The following is a 17,440-nucleotide window of genomic DNA, read 5'->3' as shown; positions in this document are numbered from 1 at the left end:
TTTTTCTATAGAGAAGTAAAATGATCAGCAAAAAGCTATTTTTTCTTTTTCAGAGAATACAGATCCTTTCTTCTGTCTTTCATATTTCGCACACTTCCGAAGTTATGCAGCTCCTTTAAAAGATCTAGATCTACATCTACCAGTAAAGTACTTTCAGTATTTGGGGTAGCTTCAGCTTTGATCCCGTTTACCGGGAAAGCGAAATCTGATGGAGTTAGTACCGCACTTTGCGCATACTGAATATCCATATTATCAACCTTGGGAAGATTACCTACAGAACCGGCCATGGCCACATAACATTCATTTTCTACCGCACGTGCCTGTGCACAGATCTTCACCCTGGAATATCCATTCTGGGTATCGGTCATAAATGGAACAAAAAGTATATTCATCCCTTCTTCAGCCAGAATTCTGGAAACTTCAGGAAATTCCACATCATAACAGATCAATACTCCAACCTTTCCACAATCGGTGTCGAAAGTCTCCAGCTTGTTCCCGCCTTTCATTCCCCAGGCAGTCTCTTCGGCAGGAGTTATATGCAATTTTTCATAGCGCTCATAACTACCATCTCTCCTACATAGAAAACCTACATTATACATATGTTCACCAATGGCCTGGGGCATACTGCCGGTAATTATATTTATGTTGTAGTTTATCGCAAACTCCCTAAAAGTCTCTAATAAACGCTCTGTGTAGTCTGAAAGTCCGCGGATAGCTTCCGGTTCAGAAAGATGATTGAACTGCGCCATTAGAGGAGCGTTGAACAATTCCGGGAAAAGGATAAAATCACTCTGGTAATTACTCACCGCATCTACAAAGAATTCTATCTGAGAAACCAGGGCATCATAATCCTTGAACAGCCGCATTTGCCATTGTACCAAACCTAGTCTCACCACTGTCTTAGTAGTATTAACCAACTTCTGAGGTTTGGTATAGTAGATATTATTCCACTCCATTAGAGTGGCATATTCTTTACTTTCGTGATCACCGGGAAGATAGCCCTTGATCACTTTCTTTACGTGAAAATCATTGTTCAGCTGAAAAGAAAGCACAGGATCGTGAATCTCCTGAAGTTTTACTTTCTCAATATATTTCTTCGGGGTTAATTCTTCCGCGAATTTTGAATAATTAGGAATTCTACCACCAAAAATGATCGACTTGAGATTTAGATGCTCACAAAGTTCTTTTCTAGCCTCATAAAGTCGGCGTCCAAGTCGCATTCCACGGAATTCAGGATGAATAAATACATCTATTCCGTAGAGTACATTTCCATTTTTGGAATGGGTCGAAAAATTCTCCCCACCTATGATCTCTTCATAATTATGATTATCGTCGAACTTATCATAATCTACAATTATCGATAGCGCGCATCCTGCGATCCGATTATCAATAACAATGCATAGCTGACCTTCGGGAAATTTATTAACCAGTGTCTTTATCTCTCCTTTGCTCCAGTATTCATCAGGCATGGCCTGATAACTCTTGACCATGGAGATCTTTAATTCCTCATAATCCTTTACCTGTAAATTTCTAAGTTCAATTTTTGCTGAATCTATCACGGCAATTTAATTTTTTGAATAAACGAAGATACTGCAGAAAGAGCAGTTAACGAATTTGAAATAAAAAATTTGAATTAAAGTATTCTTAAACTTCACAAATTCCCTCTTTGATCGCGAAGATCACGAGGCCTACCCTACTTTTCACATGCAACTTATTAAATAGGCTCTCACGATAGTTCTCCACTGTCTTGGGACTAAGGTTCATCTCCCCGGCGATCGCCTTATAAGTAAGTTCACTACAGGCATGGTTTAAGAATTCGAGTTCTCTTGAAGTAAGTTCCTCGTATTTCTGCTTTCTTTCTTCCCGGCTCAGGGCTTCAGAGATCGTTTTATTAGAATAATATCCGCTATTGTAAATGGCGTTTAAAGCATGTTCAAATTCTTCGGGATCAATATCCTTAAGCAAATATCCACGGCATCCCAACCTAAGCATTTTGATAATGGTTTCATCTTCCTGGTCTACGGTAAGGGTTAAAACCTTTTGTTCTGGATGGTTTTCTTTAAGCCACTTCATAGTACTCATTCCATCCATCACAGGCATACGCATGTCCAGAAGAATTATATCTGGCAGTTCATTCCCGTCTTCGCTATATTTAACCAGTTCTTCACCGTTCTTAAATACTTCAAGTACTTCAAAACCCTCAAAAGAATTAACGAGGATCTGAAGCGATTGGGCAAAAAGTTTATGATCGTCAACGATTATTATCGTTTTATTCATTTTTAGTGTTCTTGGTTGGATATCGTAAAGATAGCGAAGTTCCTTTACCAATTGAAGAATTCAGATCAAATTCAGTATTAATGATCTCGGCACGGCTACGCATATTTATGAGCCCGGAGCCTGAACTTTCTGCTTCAGCATCAAAACCTCTTCCATCCTCTACTGCTCTAATTTCTAGAAATTCCTGCCCGTAAGTGAATTTAACCTCCAATCTTGAGGCCGAAGCATATTTAATGACATTTGTAAAATATTCCTGTAATATTCTGAAAAGAATGATACTGTCCTCCTGGTTTACCTGAAAAGGTGTTCCTTCAATTTCAAGTTCTGCATCAATAACTTCCAACCGATTAAAACGATCTATTTCATTTTTTACAGATGCTTCCAAACCTACGTAATCTATCACTTCGTTATTCAATGACCTGGACAACGCCCTGATCTCTGCCAAAGAACTTGCTACAAGACCCTTAACCTCCTGGAAACCCTTCTTGTTTTCTTCTGCGACTTTCTTATTAAGTAAATTTAATTGCATGCTCGCAACAGATAATAACTGGCCAATATTATCATGAAGTTCCCAGCTTACGTTTTTGAGTGTAGCTTCTTGTATCTCAAGCCTAACATTGGAAAGTTCAGCCTTGAAGTTCTGTTCGGCTTCATATTTCTCTTTTAATATCTTATTCTTTCTTCTCTGGTAGGTAATAAAGAATATCACCGTAAAGCCTGCCAGAAAAAGAATGACCAGGATAAAATAAATAATTAGTAAGATCTCTTCCTTACGAAGCATATTTTAAGCTTGGGTTATAGGCAATTATACATAAAATTAATAGAATTTTGGAAACACCTAAACTACTGCTTTTTTCGGTTTATGCGGATTATAACGGTAGTCTACATAAAAGCCGATCGCAAACACAGAATACAGAAACACGTTTGCATATAGGTGTACTATTCTATCCAGTTTTATATACAAAGGGTTTTCCAGGCTAAAAAAGCTACTATAAAGACCAAGGGGCACCATCCCTAACTGCCAGATCACTATACCAATAGATATATAAAACCGAATATCTTTAAAGAAATCAAGGATCTCATCTGATTTCAGAATTTGAAGGTAATATAAGCCTATACAAATGAGCAGGATAAACGTCTTAGAAATATCCACATACGGGTCATAAGCATGAAAAAACTCCCCAATGGTGAGAAAACTTAGAATACTAAAGACGGGAAAAATATATAGTATGGTGATTAGCCATTTTTTTGTTTGTTCATTTTGAATTTGTTTAATAAAAATCCAGGATATACAAAGCGTGGTTACAATTTTAAGACTATTAGCCCACCAAAGATTCCTACGAAAAACTGTATTTTCATAAAAAGAAAAGATCTCATAATCCTCTAGCCAGGCCCAGATTGGTAAATAACCATAGACTTCAAGAAAAACAATCAGAATTAGATAATACACAAAATATCTTATCTCAGGCTCGGTATAATCTGACTTTCTCAAATACCAGATCCCGAACAGAGCCGCTATAATTTCAAAGATTGTGCCTACAAAGAGTTTAGTTTCAAATAGAAACTCGATCAATTTCATTATTCAAAAAGATTAGCTTCCGAATAAAGATATCAGGTTTTTTGTAACTCCAAGGTACTATGATTTTGCTGATGTTTATAATTCATGTAAAATCCTAATGTGAACATCGTATATATAAATACGTTGGAATACCTAATAACCGTAAAAAAAACCTTATTAAATTCCACATTTTCAACCGTTATGAATTCATTGTAAATACTTATAGGAACCCGCACCAGAAAAGAAATCGAAATACCCACAGCGATATAAAACGTCAATCTCTTATAAAATGATAGGACCTCATCACTCATCATCATATCGAAAAAGTATAGGAAAACCGTGGATAATATTAAAAAGGCACCCACTATATAGTTTATGACCACATCATTTCCGAAAAAGTCATCAGCTAGATACATATTTATTATAGCAAATATGATATAAAGAATAATTGTGCGTTTTAAGATCTTCCTGAAAGGAGCCGATGATATTTTTCTCATGAGAAAAAAAGAATAAAAGCTTATGAAGTAAACCTCAGCGATATTAAAGTACCAATTATTTCGCACAAAGGGTGTTCCTTTTAAAAATTGAAAGTGCTCGTAATTATCGAAATAAGCCAGACCGGCATAGCCGCCAACGATGTCAATTAATAAAACAGACCATAAAAATCTAACAAATATGCGATGATCATTTTTTTTATCCTTAGATAAGTAAATGTAGATACTACCTGCCAAAGCGGCTAGTAATTCCATTAGATGAGTCACATAGATCTTTGATTCAAAGGTATAGAGAAGCCATTCCTTCATCCCAAATTTAAATTTTTAAGAATTTGGATCGTAGTCTAACGGAGGAACTCTACCCGTTCCAGAATTATATGGCTCTGTATCATAATCGTTTTCTACTTCAGTCATATCAATTCCTGTGCTATCTCCTCCTTTTGTTGGTGCAAGAAAAACGGTACAGGAATCATCTTTAAGCCCCACATCTTTACCGTAATTTCCAAAATAGATACGTATCCCTGGATTGTCTGATATGTTAGATTTGACATAATCTAAATATTTTTCCAGCTCTTCTACGCTAAACCAGGTTTCGAAAGTATCTTTAAATCCGGCACTTCTAATTGCCTTACCCGGACTTTTACCATTCCCAGGTTGATTTTTACCAGTCCAGTTATCACATAATTTTTTAGCATCGTCTTTAGGAATTCTTTGCCCCATGATTCTCAGATTAATATTAATAAATTGATTAGTTAAATGTTAAAAATATAATTTTTCTCAAGGTTTGTTCCTGAATTTCTAAGCGCAATTGGTAAATATCCCACTCCAAGCATTGCTTAGCCTCAAATTGCTCTTGCAGCATTTTGTCCTTTCGCCGTTGGCAAATCACAAAAAATACGATCACAAAAGCCGATAGTAGCAGGATAACTACCACAAAATAGATTGTGAGTAAAATTCCCTCCTTAGAAAGCATTATTTAAGTTCTTAGTAGTTGGTATTTTCTTATTGGCTAACCATAAAAAGGCAATACTGTAAGAACTATACATAAGAATATTCATTACAATCATAATAAAACTGCTGAGCTCCACAAATTCGGGACTTTTATCATTAAAAAATTCAAAATAAATGAAAATAGGAGAGGTAGTTAGAAAATATAGAAGCGCCGCAAAGGAAATATAAAAACTGATTTCCCTTTTTATATTCAAAATTTTATAACTTAATAAGATTTCAAAATAATAATAGAAAATTACCCCTAAAAGAAAAAAACTTCCCAATAAATAAGTAACAATTGAATTACTCTTAAAAAATACATCTGAAAATATCAAATTGGCAATACAGATTATAACATATAAGAGCAAAACTTTATCAATAAGTTGCGTTGTTTTATTATTAGAAATATTCCATTTAAAAAAAAGTATATAAACAACAAAACTGATAATCAAATAGGGATTATATAACCAATAAGTTCTGTACAAAAATGTTTTTTTTAGAAAATGTAATTCCTCATTCCAGTAGATTGCAGCTGGAAATAACCCTATACTTTCAACAAAGAAAGTAAGCAATAGAAAATACGAAAAAAACCCAACCGTTTTATCGTTTGGGTTTTTTTTGTAATAATATAAGCCGGCTATGGCCGCAATACCCTCAAGTAAAAAAACTAGGAATCTAAAATCTTGCATTAGTATTCCATTGGAGGCCAGCCAGAACCAATTGTATTAAACGGCTCAATTTCATAATTATTAGGATCAGAGTCTTCCTGTGCAGTTTCCGTTTCACCCTTAGCTTCTTTGGTGGGCGCCAGAAACATGGTAGTATAGCTTTTTTTATCCTTAGTTTTAGGATGGGCCCCTAAATAAAACCGAATTCCCGGTTTTTCTACCCCTTGCTCCTTAGATTTCTCCTTTACGTAATCCAGGTATTCCTGTAATTCGTCCAGGCTATACCAGAATTCGCGGGTATCTTCATAACCTTCGGCTTCCATAATATACTTTCCCCGGGTTCTCACCCATTCATCCTGTTCCTTGCGCGCTTCTTCAACGCTGATACATTTTTCAGGTTTTGCCATAGTATAAGATTTAATAGGTTAATATTGAGGAAGCTAATTTGAAATAAATATATAATCTTTTCAAGTAATCTTCGAAATAAGGGGAATTTTCCCCTTTCAGTGAATAGCCTTCTGCTCTATATTTGTATTAGTCATTTTAGTAAAACTAAAGTGTTTTGGGGCAAAAAAGTGCTCACCAAGGTTGTTATAGTTCTGAGTAGGGTCTTTTCTATAAAAATATACCGAGGTGGCACTTTTTTATTTGTATCAACCTCAACTAAATAACCCAATCTGCAAGAAGGACTATAATTTTGGATATTCTTTTTTCTGAAACCTGATATTTTCTCCTGGTCGTTTTTGCGCGATCGTCTCGATACCTTTTTCTGAAAATTGTAAAACCCTGGGATAACCCCCGGTAGTTTGACAATCTCTCATAAGAGCTATAAGTTTTCCTGAAGGTGTTAATTGCACGGTCCCAGGTACAACAGGCCCGGTAATGATGGATTCCAGTTCATTAGAAAATTCCTGTTCAAATTGAACCGCCATGCGATTACTGCTTTGATCTAAACTAAAATCTGTAGTAAATAATTCTTCTTGTTGGGCTGTAGTTAATTTTTCAAATTCAGGCCCGGGATATACTTCTATTATCTTTGAATCTAAATATTCCAGTTCGGTCTTGAGTGAAGAATGGGTATCGGGATCATTAAAATTTCGGTGATCATATTTTAGTAACATTCCTTTTTTCAACCGGAAATCATCTGTTATACCTTCATACCAACTTTTGCTGCCTAAAACTTCTTGAGTATCAAATCCACCGCGAACTCCAAGATAAGCCCGAAATCCCTTCTTAAGACCACCAAACTTTAAAACTTCTCCAGCCTTTATCTCAATAATTTCATCTTGTGGGATTTCTTTGGAATTTACTTTAGGAGAAATATCTGCACCGCAGATACAGATATGGGCCGAAGCTGAAAATTTTAATTCCGGTCCCTGCATGGTTATTTCCATAACTCCGGTTTCCTGAGAATTACCCAGGGTCATATTACAAATACGCATGGCGTATCTGTCCATAACCCCGCTATGAGGCACCCCGAATTTTTGAAATCCGAATCTTCCCAGATCCTGGATACTTGAAAACAATCCCGGTTGTAAAACTTCAATCTCAGCCATAATGATCTTCAAATTTGAGTTGGTAATTTCCTTCATTTACTTCCTGCTCGATGCGATCATAATCCTCTCTAGAAACCGCTTCAAATTTTATTTTATCACCGGCAGTAAAAGGACATGGTGGATCTTCATTTTTATCGAATAATTTAATCGGAGATCTGCCTAAAATTTGCCATCCTCCAGGGCTGTTTTTTGGATAGATCCCGGTTTGATTTCCACCTATACCAACAGATCCTTTTTCGACCATTCTTCTAGGGGTTTCTTTCCTCGGAATCTCAAGTCTTGAATCGAGTCCACCGAGGTATAAAAATCCAGGTAAAAATCCGATGAAATAAACCTGATAAATTGGAGTCGTATGCAACTCTAAAATTCTTTCTATTGAAAGTTTTTTAACCTCTGAAATGTGCTCCAGGTCAAGACCAAATTCCTTATCATAACACACAGGAATCTGGAAAATTTTGTAGTTCGGTTTTTTTGGTATATTAGCCTCGTTCAGAAGACCTTTTAGCCTTGAAAACTCACTATAGACATCTTCTATAGTGAACATGTAACTAATTAATAACGAGTTATATGTATTGACTACCTCAACCTTTTGTTTAAACTTTTCATTTTCAAGTTTTTGCTTGAAAAAAAGAACTTTTTCCAAGGTATCGGTACTAATATTTTCACCAAAATCGATCAAAATAGAGCGGTCTCCTAGAGGTGTTATTTTTGGATAATCTATCATTAGGTATTCTTTACTCCTATTCCTTTTTCAGCAAATTTCTTATGCAAAAAATTAATGATTTCAAGGGAAGAAGGGGTGTCACTATGTACACAAAAAGTATCAGCTTTACAGCTAATTTCTTCACCCGAAAATGTCTTTATTTTTTTGTCGTTATACATAGAAAAAACGTGTTCAAATACCTGCTGATTTTCGGTGATCAAAGCATGATTTTTTGAACGTGAAACGAGACTATAATCCGGCTCATAATTCCGGTCTGCAAAGGCCTCAAAAAACAGTTCGAATTTACCCATTGCCAATTCAGAAATCTTAGAATTAAGCGGTACAAAAAGTCGGAAATCTTCCTCCAGATCTTCAAGGCATTCTACGATAAGTCTGGCTATATTTTCATCTTTGGCAGCGTCGTTATAAAGTGCCCCGTGAAGTTTAACGTGGGTCATTTTTCCACCTTCAGATTCCGCGATCTGTTTTAAACTTAAAACCTGACCTTCGATAGAAAGTTTAAGATCCTTAGCAGACATCTCCAGATGATTTCTGCCAAAATTCTCCCGGTCTGGATAAGAAGGATGTGCTCCTATTTCAACATCATGCTCCATCGCCATTCTTACGGTTCTATGCATGCTTTCGAGATTCCCGGCATGACCGCCACAAGCAATATTGCATGCAGAGATCAATGGCATGATCTCCTCGTCATACTTTCCGCCTTCACCAAGATCACAGTTTATATGTATAGTCCTTTCCATCTAAAAATTTTGAATTACGTTTAAAATAGATTTTACTCCCAGGAAAACAGATAGTGCAATTACTACAAAGCCAATTATGTTTTGCCATATGTTGTTCCTATGCCTTCCAAGAACAGAACTTTGGTTCACTATCCAAAATAAGAAAATTGCAATGACTGGCAGTACTAAACCATTGGCGATTTGTGCAAACTGTATTATTTCTACTGGTTTAATCCCAAGAGATGAGAATATAACGCCAAGGATGATAACGATCATCCAGACCATTTTAAATCTTTTAGACTGCATTCCTCCCTTCCATCCGAGACAGCCTTGAACGACATATGCAGCTGCCAGGGGAGCTGTTATCGAAGATGTGATACCTGCAGCCAGTAGACCAATTGCTATGAAGATCGTAGCCGAATTTCCAAATAAAGGCTCCAGGCCCAAAGCAAGATCTGCAGCAGATTCGACCTTATCTATATTCGCGGCAGCTGCACAAATTACAATGGCCATGGACACCATGCCCCCGAGTATTAATGAGAATACCAGTTCTTTTCTAACTGCCCCCAGGTATTGTGGACCATTCCATTTTTCACTGACTAAGGAAGCGTGCAGGAAAAGATTGTAAGGAACAACGGTTGTTCCTACCAGGGCAATTATGGTTAACAAGCCGGCATCGAAGGACCCAGGAATAAATCCTTTCAGAATTCCTGAAATATCAGGTCGGGTGATAATGGCAGTGAGAATAAAAGCTATGCTCATTAGCAAAACCAGGCCAATGAAAACCTTTTCCAGTTTTTTATAGCTCCCAAGGTAAAGTAGAAAAAATGCTATCCCACCAATTAAGAGACTCCATAAATTAAAGTCAAAAGCGCCTATTTCAAAACTTTTAGATTGAAAAACAGCTTCAACGCCCAGAACCGCTCCGGTAATATTCCCGGCTTCATAGGCTGCATTACCAATAACTATCGCTAAAAAAATCAGAAAAAGAATCAAGAGCCTGATCACAGGATTCTTTAACTCATCTCGAATACAATCGCTTAGACCTTTTCCAGAGATAAGTCCTAACCTGGCAGACATCTCCTGGAGAATGATACAGGCAACAATTGAGATCAATAATGCCCACAGTAGTGAGTATCCAAAATTTACTCCGGCCACACTGCAAATGGTGACAGTTCCCGGTCCGATAAAAGCAGCAGAAACGAGTATTCCCGGCCCTAAGTTTTTGAAAAAACTTTTCACTCTTTCACTTTACCCTGAGATTTCTGTAAAGCATAAATCGCAAATGATCCTAACCAGTGTCCGCCTTCATATTCGTCTCCCACAACATTTGGAAAAGAATAGGCCACATGTTCATTGGCAAGACTCTTAAGATGACCAAATTGTTCAGGATATTCATTAGCAAGACCATAAAGCACCCAAGCTCTGCTGAAGTTCAGCCCATCTAGGTGAACCAATTTTCCATCGGTTCTGTCTGAAACTTCGCCGACTTCCATTTGAAAATCTTCCTTTTTTAATTGTGGCATAAAATCATCTATCCATAAGCTAAAAGCATTTTTTGGAAGCACACGTCTCATAATATCAATTTCAGAAAGACATGGCGAAAGAAAATCGTAACCACTGGGCTCCCACGTCACCGGGCAGTTATCATCTTTTAAATAAAAATCCTGAGCACGTTTTTTAATAAGGTCTAAGAACTTTTGATTATCGGTAGCTTTTGCATAATCATAAGCAAAGGAAAGTCCAAATGCAGTATTGGTATGCTCTCCAACCCTGATAGGATAATTAAGCTTTGGAAGAAAATCCAGGTAATTCTGAACGATAAGATCTGCCAGAGGCTGCAGGTTATTTGCAAGTTCCTGCCCGAGTGGATCTTCCCATGTTTTTAATTCTTCTGAAAGTTTTAGTAACCACGCCCAACCATAGGTTCTTTCAAAAGAAGCACTTTCATTTCTGTTAAAATATTCCAATTCTCCTTGAATATTTTCAGTGGATAACGATTTTTTCAGGATCTCCCTGATCTCCTCTTTTCTTTCGATCTTAGGATATTGTTTTAGCAAACTAACCAGTGACCAGTGGGCGTGCACAGAAGAATGCCAATCGAAACAGCCATAAAATGCCGGATGCAGGACATGCGGTTCTGCCAGGGCCTCTTTATTTTCAAGGGTTTGCCCTAATTTATTAGGATATTCGGTCTCAATGCAGGCCAAAGGCAACTCAACAAGTTTGTTTGCCTCTTCTATATCCAGGATTACCGGCTCAGAGGCCATAAGTCCGTCAGGTAAAAGACCTTCAACATCAATACTATCATTACTGGTTGTGTTTTTTTCAGCTTCTTTAGATTTATCTCCCTTACATGAGAAAATCCCAAGACAGAGAAAAATTAGAAAAATTCTTTTCATTAGTTTAGGTTGTTGTTTTCCGAAGAAATCAATTCGGAAATTGCAGATTGGTTTTAATGGTCTTTCCAAAAATATAAAAAAGCCAGTTAGGTTTAGTTAATTAAAACTCAAGATATTCAGGCTAGCCAACCTTCACGATCCAAACTTCTATATTGAATGGCTTCACTTATATGATCTCCTTTTATAGATTCACTGCCTTCCAGATCTGCAATACTTCTTGAAACCTTGAGGATCCTATCGTAAGCTCTAGCAGAAAGATTTAATCGCTCCATAGCCGTTTTAAGGAGCAGCTTCGAGGAATCTTCCAGTTTGCAGAATTCCCTGATCTGCTTTGGCCCCATCTGTGCATTGTAATGTATATGATCAACATCTGCAAAGCGTGTGTTCTGGATCTCACGGGCCTTAGTCACCCGTTCACGTATATTAACGCTGCTTTCTCCACGCCTTTCTTCACTTAATTTATCAAAGGGAACAGGAGTGACTTCTATATGGATATCTATTCTATCCAGTAGCGGTCCGCTTATCTTGCTCAGATATCTCTGCATTTCAAAAGGAGAAGAAGATACAGGTGCCCCGGGATCATTAAAATATCCACCGGGACTTGGGTTCATACTGGCTACGAGCATAAAACTGGAAGGATAGGTAACTGTAAATTTAGCCCTGGAAATGGTGACTTCCCGGTCTTCCAAAGGTTGACGCATAACCTCCAGTACTCCCCGCTTGAATTCGGGTAGCTCGTCAAGAAATAAAACTCCATTATGAGAAAGTGATATTTCACCGGGTTGCGGATAAGCCCCGCCTCCAACAAGCGCCACATCAGAAATCGTATGATGCGGACTCCTGAACGGTCTTTGAGACATTAAACCAATACTATCCTTTATTCTTCCAGCAACGCTGTGAATCTTGGTAGTTTCCAGAGCTTCCTGCAGGGTCATAGGCGGAAGAATAGTAGGTAGACGTTTTGCAAGCATGGTCTTTCCAGCTCCCGGAGGACCAATTAGAATAATATTATGTCCACCGGCAGCAGCTATCTCCATACAGCGTTTTATGGATTCCTGGCCTTTCACATCGGCAAAATCATATTCTAAATTATTCAGATCATTGTAGAAAGTTTCGCGGGTATTAATCACGGTTCTTTCCAGATCCAGGCCTTTATCAAAAAAATCGATAACCTGGGTAATATTCTTCACCCCATACACCTCCAACCCTGAAACGATAGCTGCTTCACGGGCATTCTGTTCTGGAAGAATAAAGCCTTTAAAACCTTCTTTTTTTGCCTGTATTGCTATAGGTAAGGCACCACGAATGGGTTGCAAACTGCCATCCAGGGAAAGCTCTCCCATTATTAGATAATCTGAAATATTATCAGCTTTGATCTGTTGCGATGCCGCCAAAATTCCAAGGGCAAAAGTAAGATCATAGGCTGAGCCCTCTTTCCGAAGATCTGCCGGGGCCATATTGATAATGATCTTCTTACCGGGTAATTTCAATTTATTATTCTGCAGAGCGGCCGCAATACGATAACTCGATTCCTTTACGGCATTATCGGGAAGCCCTACAAGGTGATACCCAATACCCGATGCCACATTTACCTCTACTGTGATAGTGGTGGCTTCAACTCCAAAAACAGCACTGCCATATACCTTTACGAGCATATCTTAAAGATTTTTTTATGCAGGGTCTTTGGAATTTAAATGAACGTGTTCACATTCAAATTTGAGTATTATTAATTGAGTTTAATTGGGTGAATAATTGAGTTCTGTTCGAACCTTTCCAGGTTGATTAAAATTTTTCTTCAGTATAATTGAAAATGTAGTTCCCTGTTCTTTGTTGCTTTCTAAAGTAACCTTACCTCCATGAGCCAAAGCTACACTTTTAACTAAAGTGAGGCCCATACCCCAGCCTGCCAGTTCAGAATTTTGTGATTTTGATCCCCTATTCAGGAATTCAAAAATCTCAGACTGGCTGCTTTTATTAATTGGCTTACCAATGTTATGAACCTTGATAACAACCTCGTCAACAGCATTTTCTATCATCATTGCTATCTTCGAATTTCTTGAACCATATTTGACAGCATTAGCAACTAGATTTTCTACCACCCGTCGTAATGCCGTGCCATCAAAAATTCCGATGATCTCTTTCTCCTTACATTCAAAATTGATTTCATTATTATAGATCTCTGACGCTTCCTTATAAACCCACCTTATTTCTCTTACCAGATCGATTTCAGAAAAGTTCAGGGTTATTCCCTCACCGGCCTTAACACTGATAGCATCCAGAAGACCTTCAACGAGATCCAGAGATTTTTTAAGACTTCGCAACCCCATGGTTTTAAGACTTTCTATCCTTTCCTTATCATCACTGGAATTGATCACATCTAAAGCGAAATAAGCAGCTGAGATAGGATTTCTAATATCGTGGGCAAGGGTACCAATAAGTTTTTCCCGCATTTCCTGCAAAGAATCACTAAATGAGGTAGCAGAGGTGAGCATAGCGGTCTCCAATGTATACTTCAGTGTATTGCCTACTTTCTTAGTATATACCTTGTTCTTTACAAGTGTTTCGGTAAGAACCTTATGAAAAATAACATATTCCTTGAGGATTTGCTGCAAGGTGTAATGCGAAGTTGTAGCCCTGTGCCGGCCATGATCATAGCTATTCTTTAGAATAGCCTCATACTTTTTATTCTTTTCTAATTCCGAAAATTCATCATAGAGATCAATAATATCGGCAATATCTTCCAGAACATTTGGTAATTGATTCCTTAATGCAAGATCGCTTGAAATATTAGACGCAGGGATTTCTTTTTTCACCAAAGACTCCCAATTCTCCATGATCTGAGAACTATTTCGTTTTAATATTTCTGAAGCGACTGTCATTTCATAAGCGTAGAGCCAATTAAATTAACTTATTTTTTCGATTTAAAAGCTTATAACCTATTAAATCTTAAATGATTACTAAATTTTCTTAAAACAATACCAAAAAAAAGGCCTGTTAAAAACAGGCCTCTAATACTAATATTTTATAGTGATTAGGAAACTTTAATCACATTTTGTCTATAATATTCAATGAGTGCATCTATTGGCCTTCTTACAATATTACCAAGTTTAATACCATAAGGTTGTAGAACAGCTCTTATAATATCTTCACTAAAGAAAGCTATAGTCCCTATAAAATGAACCGGTACAGATGTAACCTGTGGATAAGATAAAACTCTTGAATGCACAAAATCTGTTAAACCTTCATGTAAAAGTTTATAGAAATACCCATTGCGCTCATTGGTAAAAATGAATTCAGCAAAATGCGCGAGATATGTATTAGGATTTTCCTTTCTATAAAGGTTCATCTTAATAGTATCAGAATTAAGATCGAATTTATCCTCGAACTTTTCAGCTATTTCAGGAGGCATTCGCTTATAATAATAATCACGAATAAGTCGTTTCCCAAAGTAGTTTCCGCTAGCTTCATCCATTAGAATATAACCCAGGGAATCTACCGCCTGATGAATTTTTTCTCCATCATAATAGCAACTATTAGATCCTGTACCTAGAATACAAACGATTCCTGGTTCAGTAGTAGCAGCATATACTGCTGCCACCATATCTTCCATCACCAATACTTCATCTGCATTGGTAAAATAGTTAGCGATAATACTTTTCAATAATTCTCGAGGAGTTGGGGTACCGCAACCGGCACCATAGAAATGGACCTTTTCCACCTTATCTTTCACTTCTGCAAGCTCCGGATTTTCGGAAAGTCTTTCTTCCAGAACCGGTTCCTTAAAAACCGCAGGATTCAAACCTTTTGTTCTGGTTTTGAAAATCTGTTCTCCTTCATTATTTAGAAGTATCCAGTCGCATTTAGTGGAACCTCCATCAGCAATTAAGATCATTTGTTCTTATGATTTATTAAAATCAGAAATAAACACAATTCAGGGATTAAATTTACGATTTAATCTGTTGAAAACTGTGCTTATTTCAGATTTAAAATATTATAGAGTAGCTACGTGTGCAGCAAGATCAACAAGTTTAGCCGAGTATCCATACTCGTTATCGTACCATGCGATTAGCTTGAAGAAATTATCATTTAAAGCGATTCCCGCTCCGGCATCAAAATTACATGTATGAGCATCTGATACGAAATCCTGGCTTACCACCTCTTCTTCAGTATAAGAGATCACCCCTTTAAAGGCTCCTTCTGAAGCTTTTTTGAAGGCAGCTTTAATTTCATCGTAAGATGTGCTCTTTTCTGTACGAACAGTAAGATCTACCACAGAAACATCTGTAGTTGGAACTCTAAATGCCATACCTGTTAGTTTTCCTTTTAGCGAAGGAATTACCTTAGTTACCGCAACTGCCGCTCCGGTTGAACTTGGGATAATATTAGCCATAGCGCTTCTTCCCAGTCTAAAGTTCTTTTTAGAAGGAGAATCTACGGTGAACTGAGTAGAGGTAGAAGCATGAACAGTAGTCATAAGTCCTTCAACTAATCCAAACTCATCGTCGATCACTTTTGCAAGTGGTGCAAGACAGTTGGTAGTACACGATGCGTTAGATACAATATGATCATCTTTAGTCACGTCCTGGTGGTTTACTCCCATCACGAACATCGGTGCAGTTTTAGAAGGGGCAGAAATAACTACTTTTCTTGCTCCTGCATCTAAATGTGCTTTAGCATTATCTTTATCTGTAAAAATTCCTGTACAATCAAGAACCACTTCAGCATTAATATCTCCCCATTTAAGGTCTGCAGGATTTTTTTCAGAAGTTACTCTGATCTTTTTCCCGTCAACAAATAGGTTTCCATCTTTTACCTCAACAGTACCATTATATTTTCCGTGTACAGAATCATATTTTAGTAAATAAGCCAGGTGATCTACGTCCAGAAGATCATTAATAGCTACTACCTCAACATTGTCATTTTGAGCGGCAATACGAAAAGCAATTCTTCCTATTCGCCCAAATCCGTTTATTCCAATTTTTGTACTCATTTTTTTGGTTTTTAATTATACAGAAGTGATGTCTGCCACCCTTCTTAATTCTTTATCTATTTTCGCGTCACCTTTAATTGCGGTAACCAGGTCTACATGCACCACTTTTTGGTGATGTATCCCTATCATTATTTCAGTTTTATTTTCCATAAGAGCTTCTACAGCGCCTACACCCAGTTTACTGGCCAGGACACGGTCAAAACAACTTGGTGATCCACCACGCTGGATATGACCAAGAACTGAAACTCTAATTTCATATTCGTCCAGATTCTCCTCAATATAGCTGGCAAGCTCAAATATGTTCTTACCACTTTTTTCACCTTCGGCGACAACAATTATACTGGAAGTCTTTCCTGATTTTTTACTCTTTCGTAGAGACTCAATAAGTCTTTCTGCTCCCAGGTTTTCTTCCGGGATCAGAATCTCCTCTGCTCCTGCTCCAATACCGCTATTCAAGGCGATATCACCAGCATCTCTTCCCATAACTTCGATAAGGAAAAGCCTGTTATGTGAACTGGCAGTGTCGCGAATCTTATCGATCGCTTCTACCACCGTATTCAAAGCAGTATCATATCCTAGCGTATAATCGGTACCATTAATGTCGTTATCTATGGTTGCGGGAATTCCCACGATAGGGAAATTGAATTCCTGGCTAAAAATCTGCCCTCCGGTAAATGTACCATCACCCCCAATAACTACAAGCCCATCAACGCTGTTCGCCTTGAGGTTCTCATAAGCCTTTTTTCTTCCTTCTTTGGTTTTAAACTCCTCGGAACGTGTAGATTTTAAAAAAGTTCCTCCTTTATTGATGATATTTCTCACAGAGCGAGCATCAAGTGTTTCGAAATCAGCTTCAATAAGCCCCTGATAACCTCTGTAAACTCCGGTGCACTCAAGTTTATAGAACGAACATGCACGAACTACTGCTCTAATTGCAGCATTCATTCCAGGAGCATCTCCTCCTGATGTTAAAACCGCAATGTTTTTAATTTTTTCACCCATTAAGCTCAAAGCTAACTCCTTTCAAACCATTTACCTAATTTCGGAAAAAACTAAAACGTT

At 37.5% G+C, this 17,440-nt stretch carries 18 protein-coding genes; all 18 read right to left on the bottom strand.

The annotated features are described in order from the left end of the window. Window positions 1-35: 35 nt before the first annotated feature. Window positions 36-1,559 (bottom strand): bifunctional GNAT family N-acetyltransferase/carbon-nitrogen hydrolase family protein, encoded by a 1,524-nt coding sequence (locus G3I01_RS10655; RefSeq protein WP_219547675.1) that lies wholly within the window; start codon window positions 1,557-1,559, stop codon window positions 36-38. A gap of 85 nt (window positions 1,560-1,644) precedes the next feature. Continuing rightward, complete coding sequence (locus tag G3I01_RS10650; protein WP_219547673.1) at window positions 1,645-2,277, bottom strand: response regulator transcription factor; 633 nt, start codon at window positions 2,275-2,277, stop codon at window positions 1,645-1,647. Then, window positions 2,270-3,058 (bottom strand): histidine kinase, encoded by a 789-nt coding sequence (locus G3I01_RS10645; RefSeq protein ID WP_219547671.1) that lies wholly within the window; start codon window positions 3,056-3,058, stop codon window positions 2,270-2,272. The genes G3I01_RS10650 and G3I01_RS10645 overlap by 8 nt, the downstream gene beginning before the upstream one ends. A 57-nt stretch (window positions 3,059-3,115) precedes the next feature. After that, window positions 3,116-3,856 (bottom strand): hypothetical protein, encoded by a 741-nt coding sequence (locus G3I01_RS10640; protein WP_219547669.1) that lies wholly within the window; start codon window positions 3,854-3,856, stop codon window positions 3,116-3,118. A gap of 32 nt (window positions 3,857-3,888) precedes the next feature. Next, window positions 3,889-4,638, bottom strand: coding sequence for a hypothetical protein (locus G3I01_RS10635; RefSeq protein ID WP_219547667.1), 750 nt, complete (start codon window positions 4,636-4,638; stop codon window positions 3,889-3,891). 15 nt (window positions 4,639-4,653) lie between these two features. Continuing rightward, window positions 4,654-5,049: a hypothetical protein gene (locus tag G3I01_RS10630; protein ID WP_219547665.1), complete on the bottom strand. Its 396-nt coding sequence runs from the start codon at window positions 5,047-5,049 to the stop codon at window positions 4,654-4,656. 242 nt (window positions 5,050-5,291) lie between these two features. After that, window positions 5,292-6,008, bottom strand: coding sequence for a hypothetical protein (locus G3I01_RS10625; protein ID WP_219547664.1), 717 nt, complete (start codon window positions 6,006-6,008; stop codon window positions 5,292-5,294). After that, window positions 6,008-6,394, bottom strand: a complete 387-nt coding sequence (locus G3I01_RS10620) for a hypothetical protein (protein ID WP_219547662.1) — start codon at window positions 6,392-6,394, stop codon at window positions 6,008-6,010. Before G3I01_RS10620 ends, G3I01_RS10625 begins: the two co-directional genes overlap by 1 nt. Before the next feature lie 282 nt (window positions 6,395-6,676). Beyond that, window positions 6,677-7,543, bottom strand: coding sequence for a biotin-dependent carboxyltransferase family protein (locus tag G3I01_RS10615; protein WP_219547660.1), 867 nt, complete (start codon window positions 7,541-7,543; stop codon window positions 6,677-6,679). Beyond that, complete coding sequence (gene pxpB, locus G3I01_RS10610; RefSeq protein ID WP_219547658.1) at window positions 7,536-8,267, bottom strand: 5-oxoprolinase subunit PxpB; 732 nt, start codon at window positions 8,265-8,267, stop codon at window positions 7,536-7,538. Before pxpB ends, G3I01_RS10615 begins: the two co-directional genes overlap by 8 nt. Next, window positions 8,267-9,007, bottom strand: a complete 741-nt coding sequence (gene pxpA, locus G3I01_RS10605; RefSeq protein WP_219547656.1) for a 5-oxoprolinase subunit PxpA — start codon at window positions 9,005-9,007, stop codon at window positions 8,267-8,269. Before pxpA ends, pxpB begins: the two co-directional genes overlap by 1 nt. Continuing rightward, the gene (locus tag G3I01_RS10600) at window positions 9,008-10,228 is read right to left on the bottom strand and encodes an Nramp family divalent metal transporter (RefSeq protein ID WP_219547654.1); all 1,221 of its coding nucleotides are present in this window, start codon (window positions 10,226-10,228) and stop codon (window positions 9,008-9,010) included. It lies immediately after the preceding gene. Continuing rightward, window positions 10,225-11,388, bottom strand: coding sequence for a DUF2891 domain-containing protein (locus G3I01_RS10595; RefSeq protein ID WP_219547652.1), 1,164 nt, complete (start codon window positions 11,386-11,388; stop codon window positions 10,225-10,227). The genes G3I01_RS10600 and G3I01_RS10595 overlap by 4 nt, the downstream gene beginning before the upstream one ends. 116 nt (window positions 11,389-11,504) lie before the next feature. Further along, on the bottom strand, window positions 11,505-13,043 hold the full coding sequence (locus G3I01_RS10590) for a YifB family Mg chelatase-like AAA ATPase (RefSeq protein WP_219547650.1): 1,539 nt from the start codon (window positions 13,041-13,043) through the stop codon (window positions 11,505-11,507). A gap of 81 nt (window positions 13,044-13,124) precedes the next feature. Continuing rightward, window positions 13,125-14,267 carry a HAMP domain-containing sensor histidine kinase gene (locus G3I01_RS10585; protein ID WP_219547648.1) on the bottom strand — a complete coding sequence of 381 codons (1,143 nt, stop codon included), beginning with the start codon at window positions 14,265-14,267 and terminating at the stop codon, window positions 13,125-13,127. Window positions 14,268-14,419: 152 nt separating this feature from the next. Further along, window positions 14,420-15,280: a BadF/BadG/BcrA/BcrD ATPase family protein gene (locus G3I01_RS10580; RefSeq protein WP_219547646.1), complete on the bottom strand. Its 861-nt coding sequence runs from the start codon at window positions 15,278-15,280 to the stop codon at window positions 14,420-14,422. 99 nt (window positions 15,281-15,379) lie between these two features. Continuing rightward, entirely contained in the window at window positions 15,380-16,378 is a 999-nt protein-coding gene (gene gap / locus G3I01_RS10575; protein WP_219547644.1) for a type I glyceraldehyde-3-phosphate dehydrogenase, read from the bottom strand. 15 nt (window positions 16,379-16,393) lie between these two features. After that, the gene (gene pfkA, locus G3I01_RS10570; protein WP_219547642.1) at window positions 16,394-17,380 is read right to left on the bottom strand and encodes a 6-phosphofructokinase; all 987 of its coding nucleotides are present in this window, start codon (window positions 17,378-17,380) and stop codon (window positions 16,394-16,396) included. Window positions 17,381-17,440: the final 60 nt, after the last annotated feature.

The sequence above is a fragment of the Gramella sp. MT6 genome, assembly GCF_019357415.1.
GTDB lineage: Bacteria > Bacteroidota > Bacteroidia > Flavobacteriales > Flavobacteriaceae > Christiangramia.
Note: the sequence above shows the minus strand (reverse complement) of the source record. Positions and strands in the feature narration are given on the sequence as shown.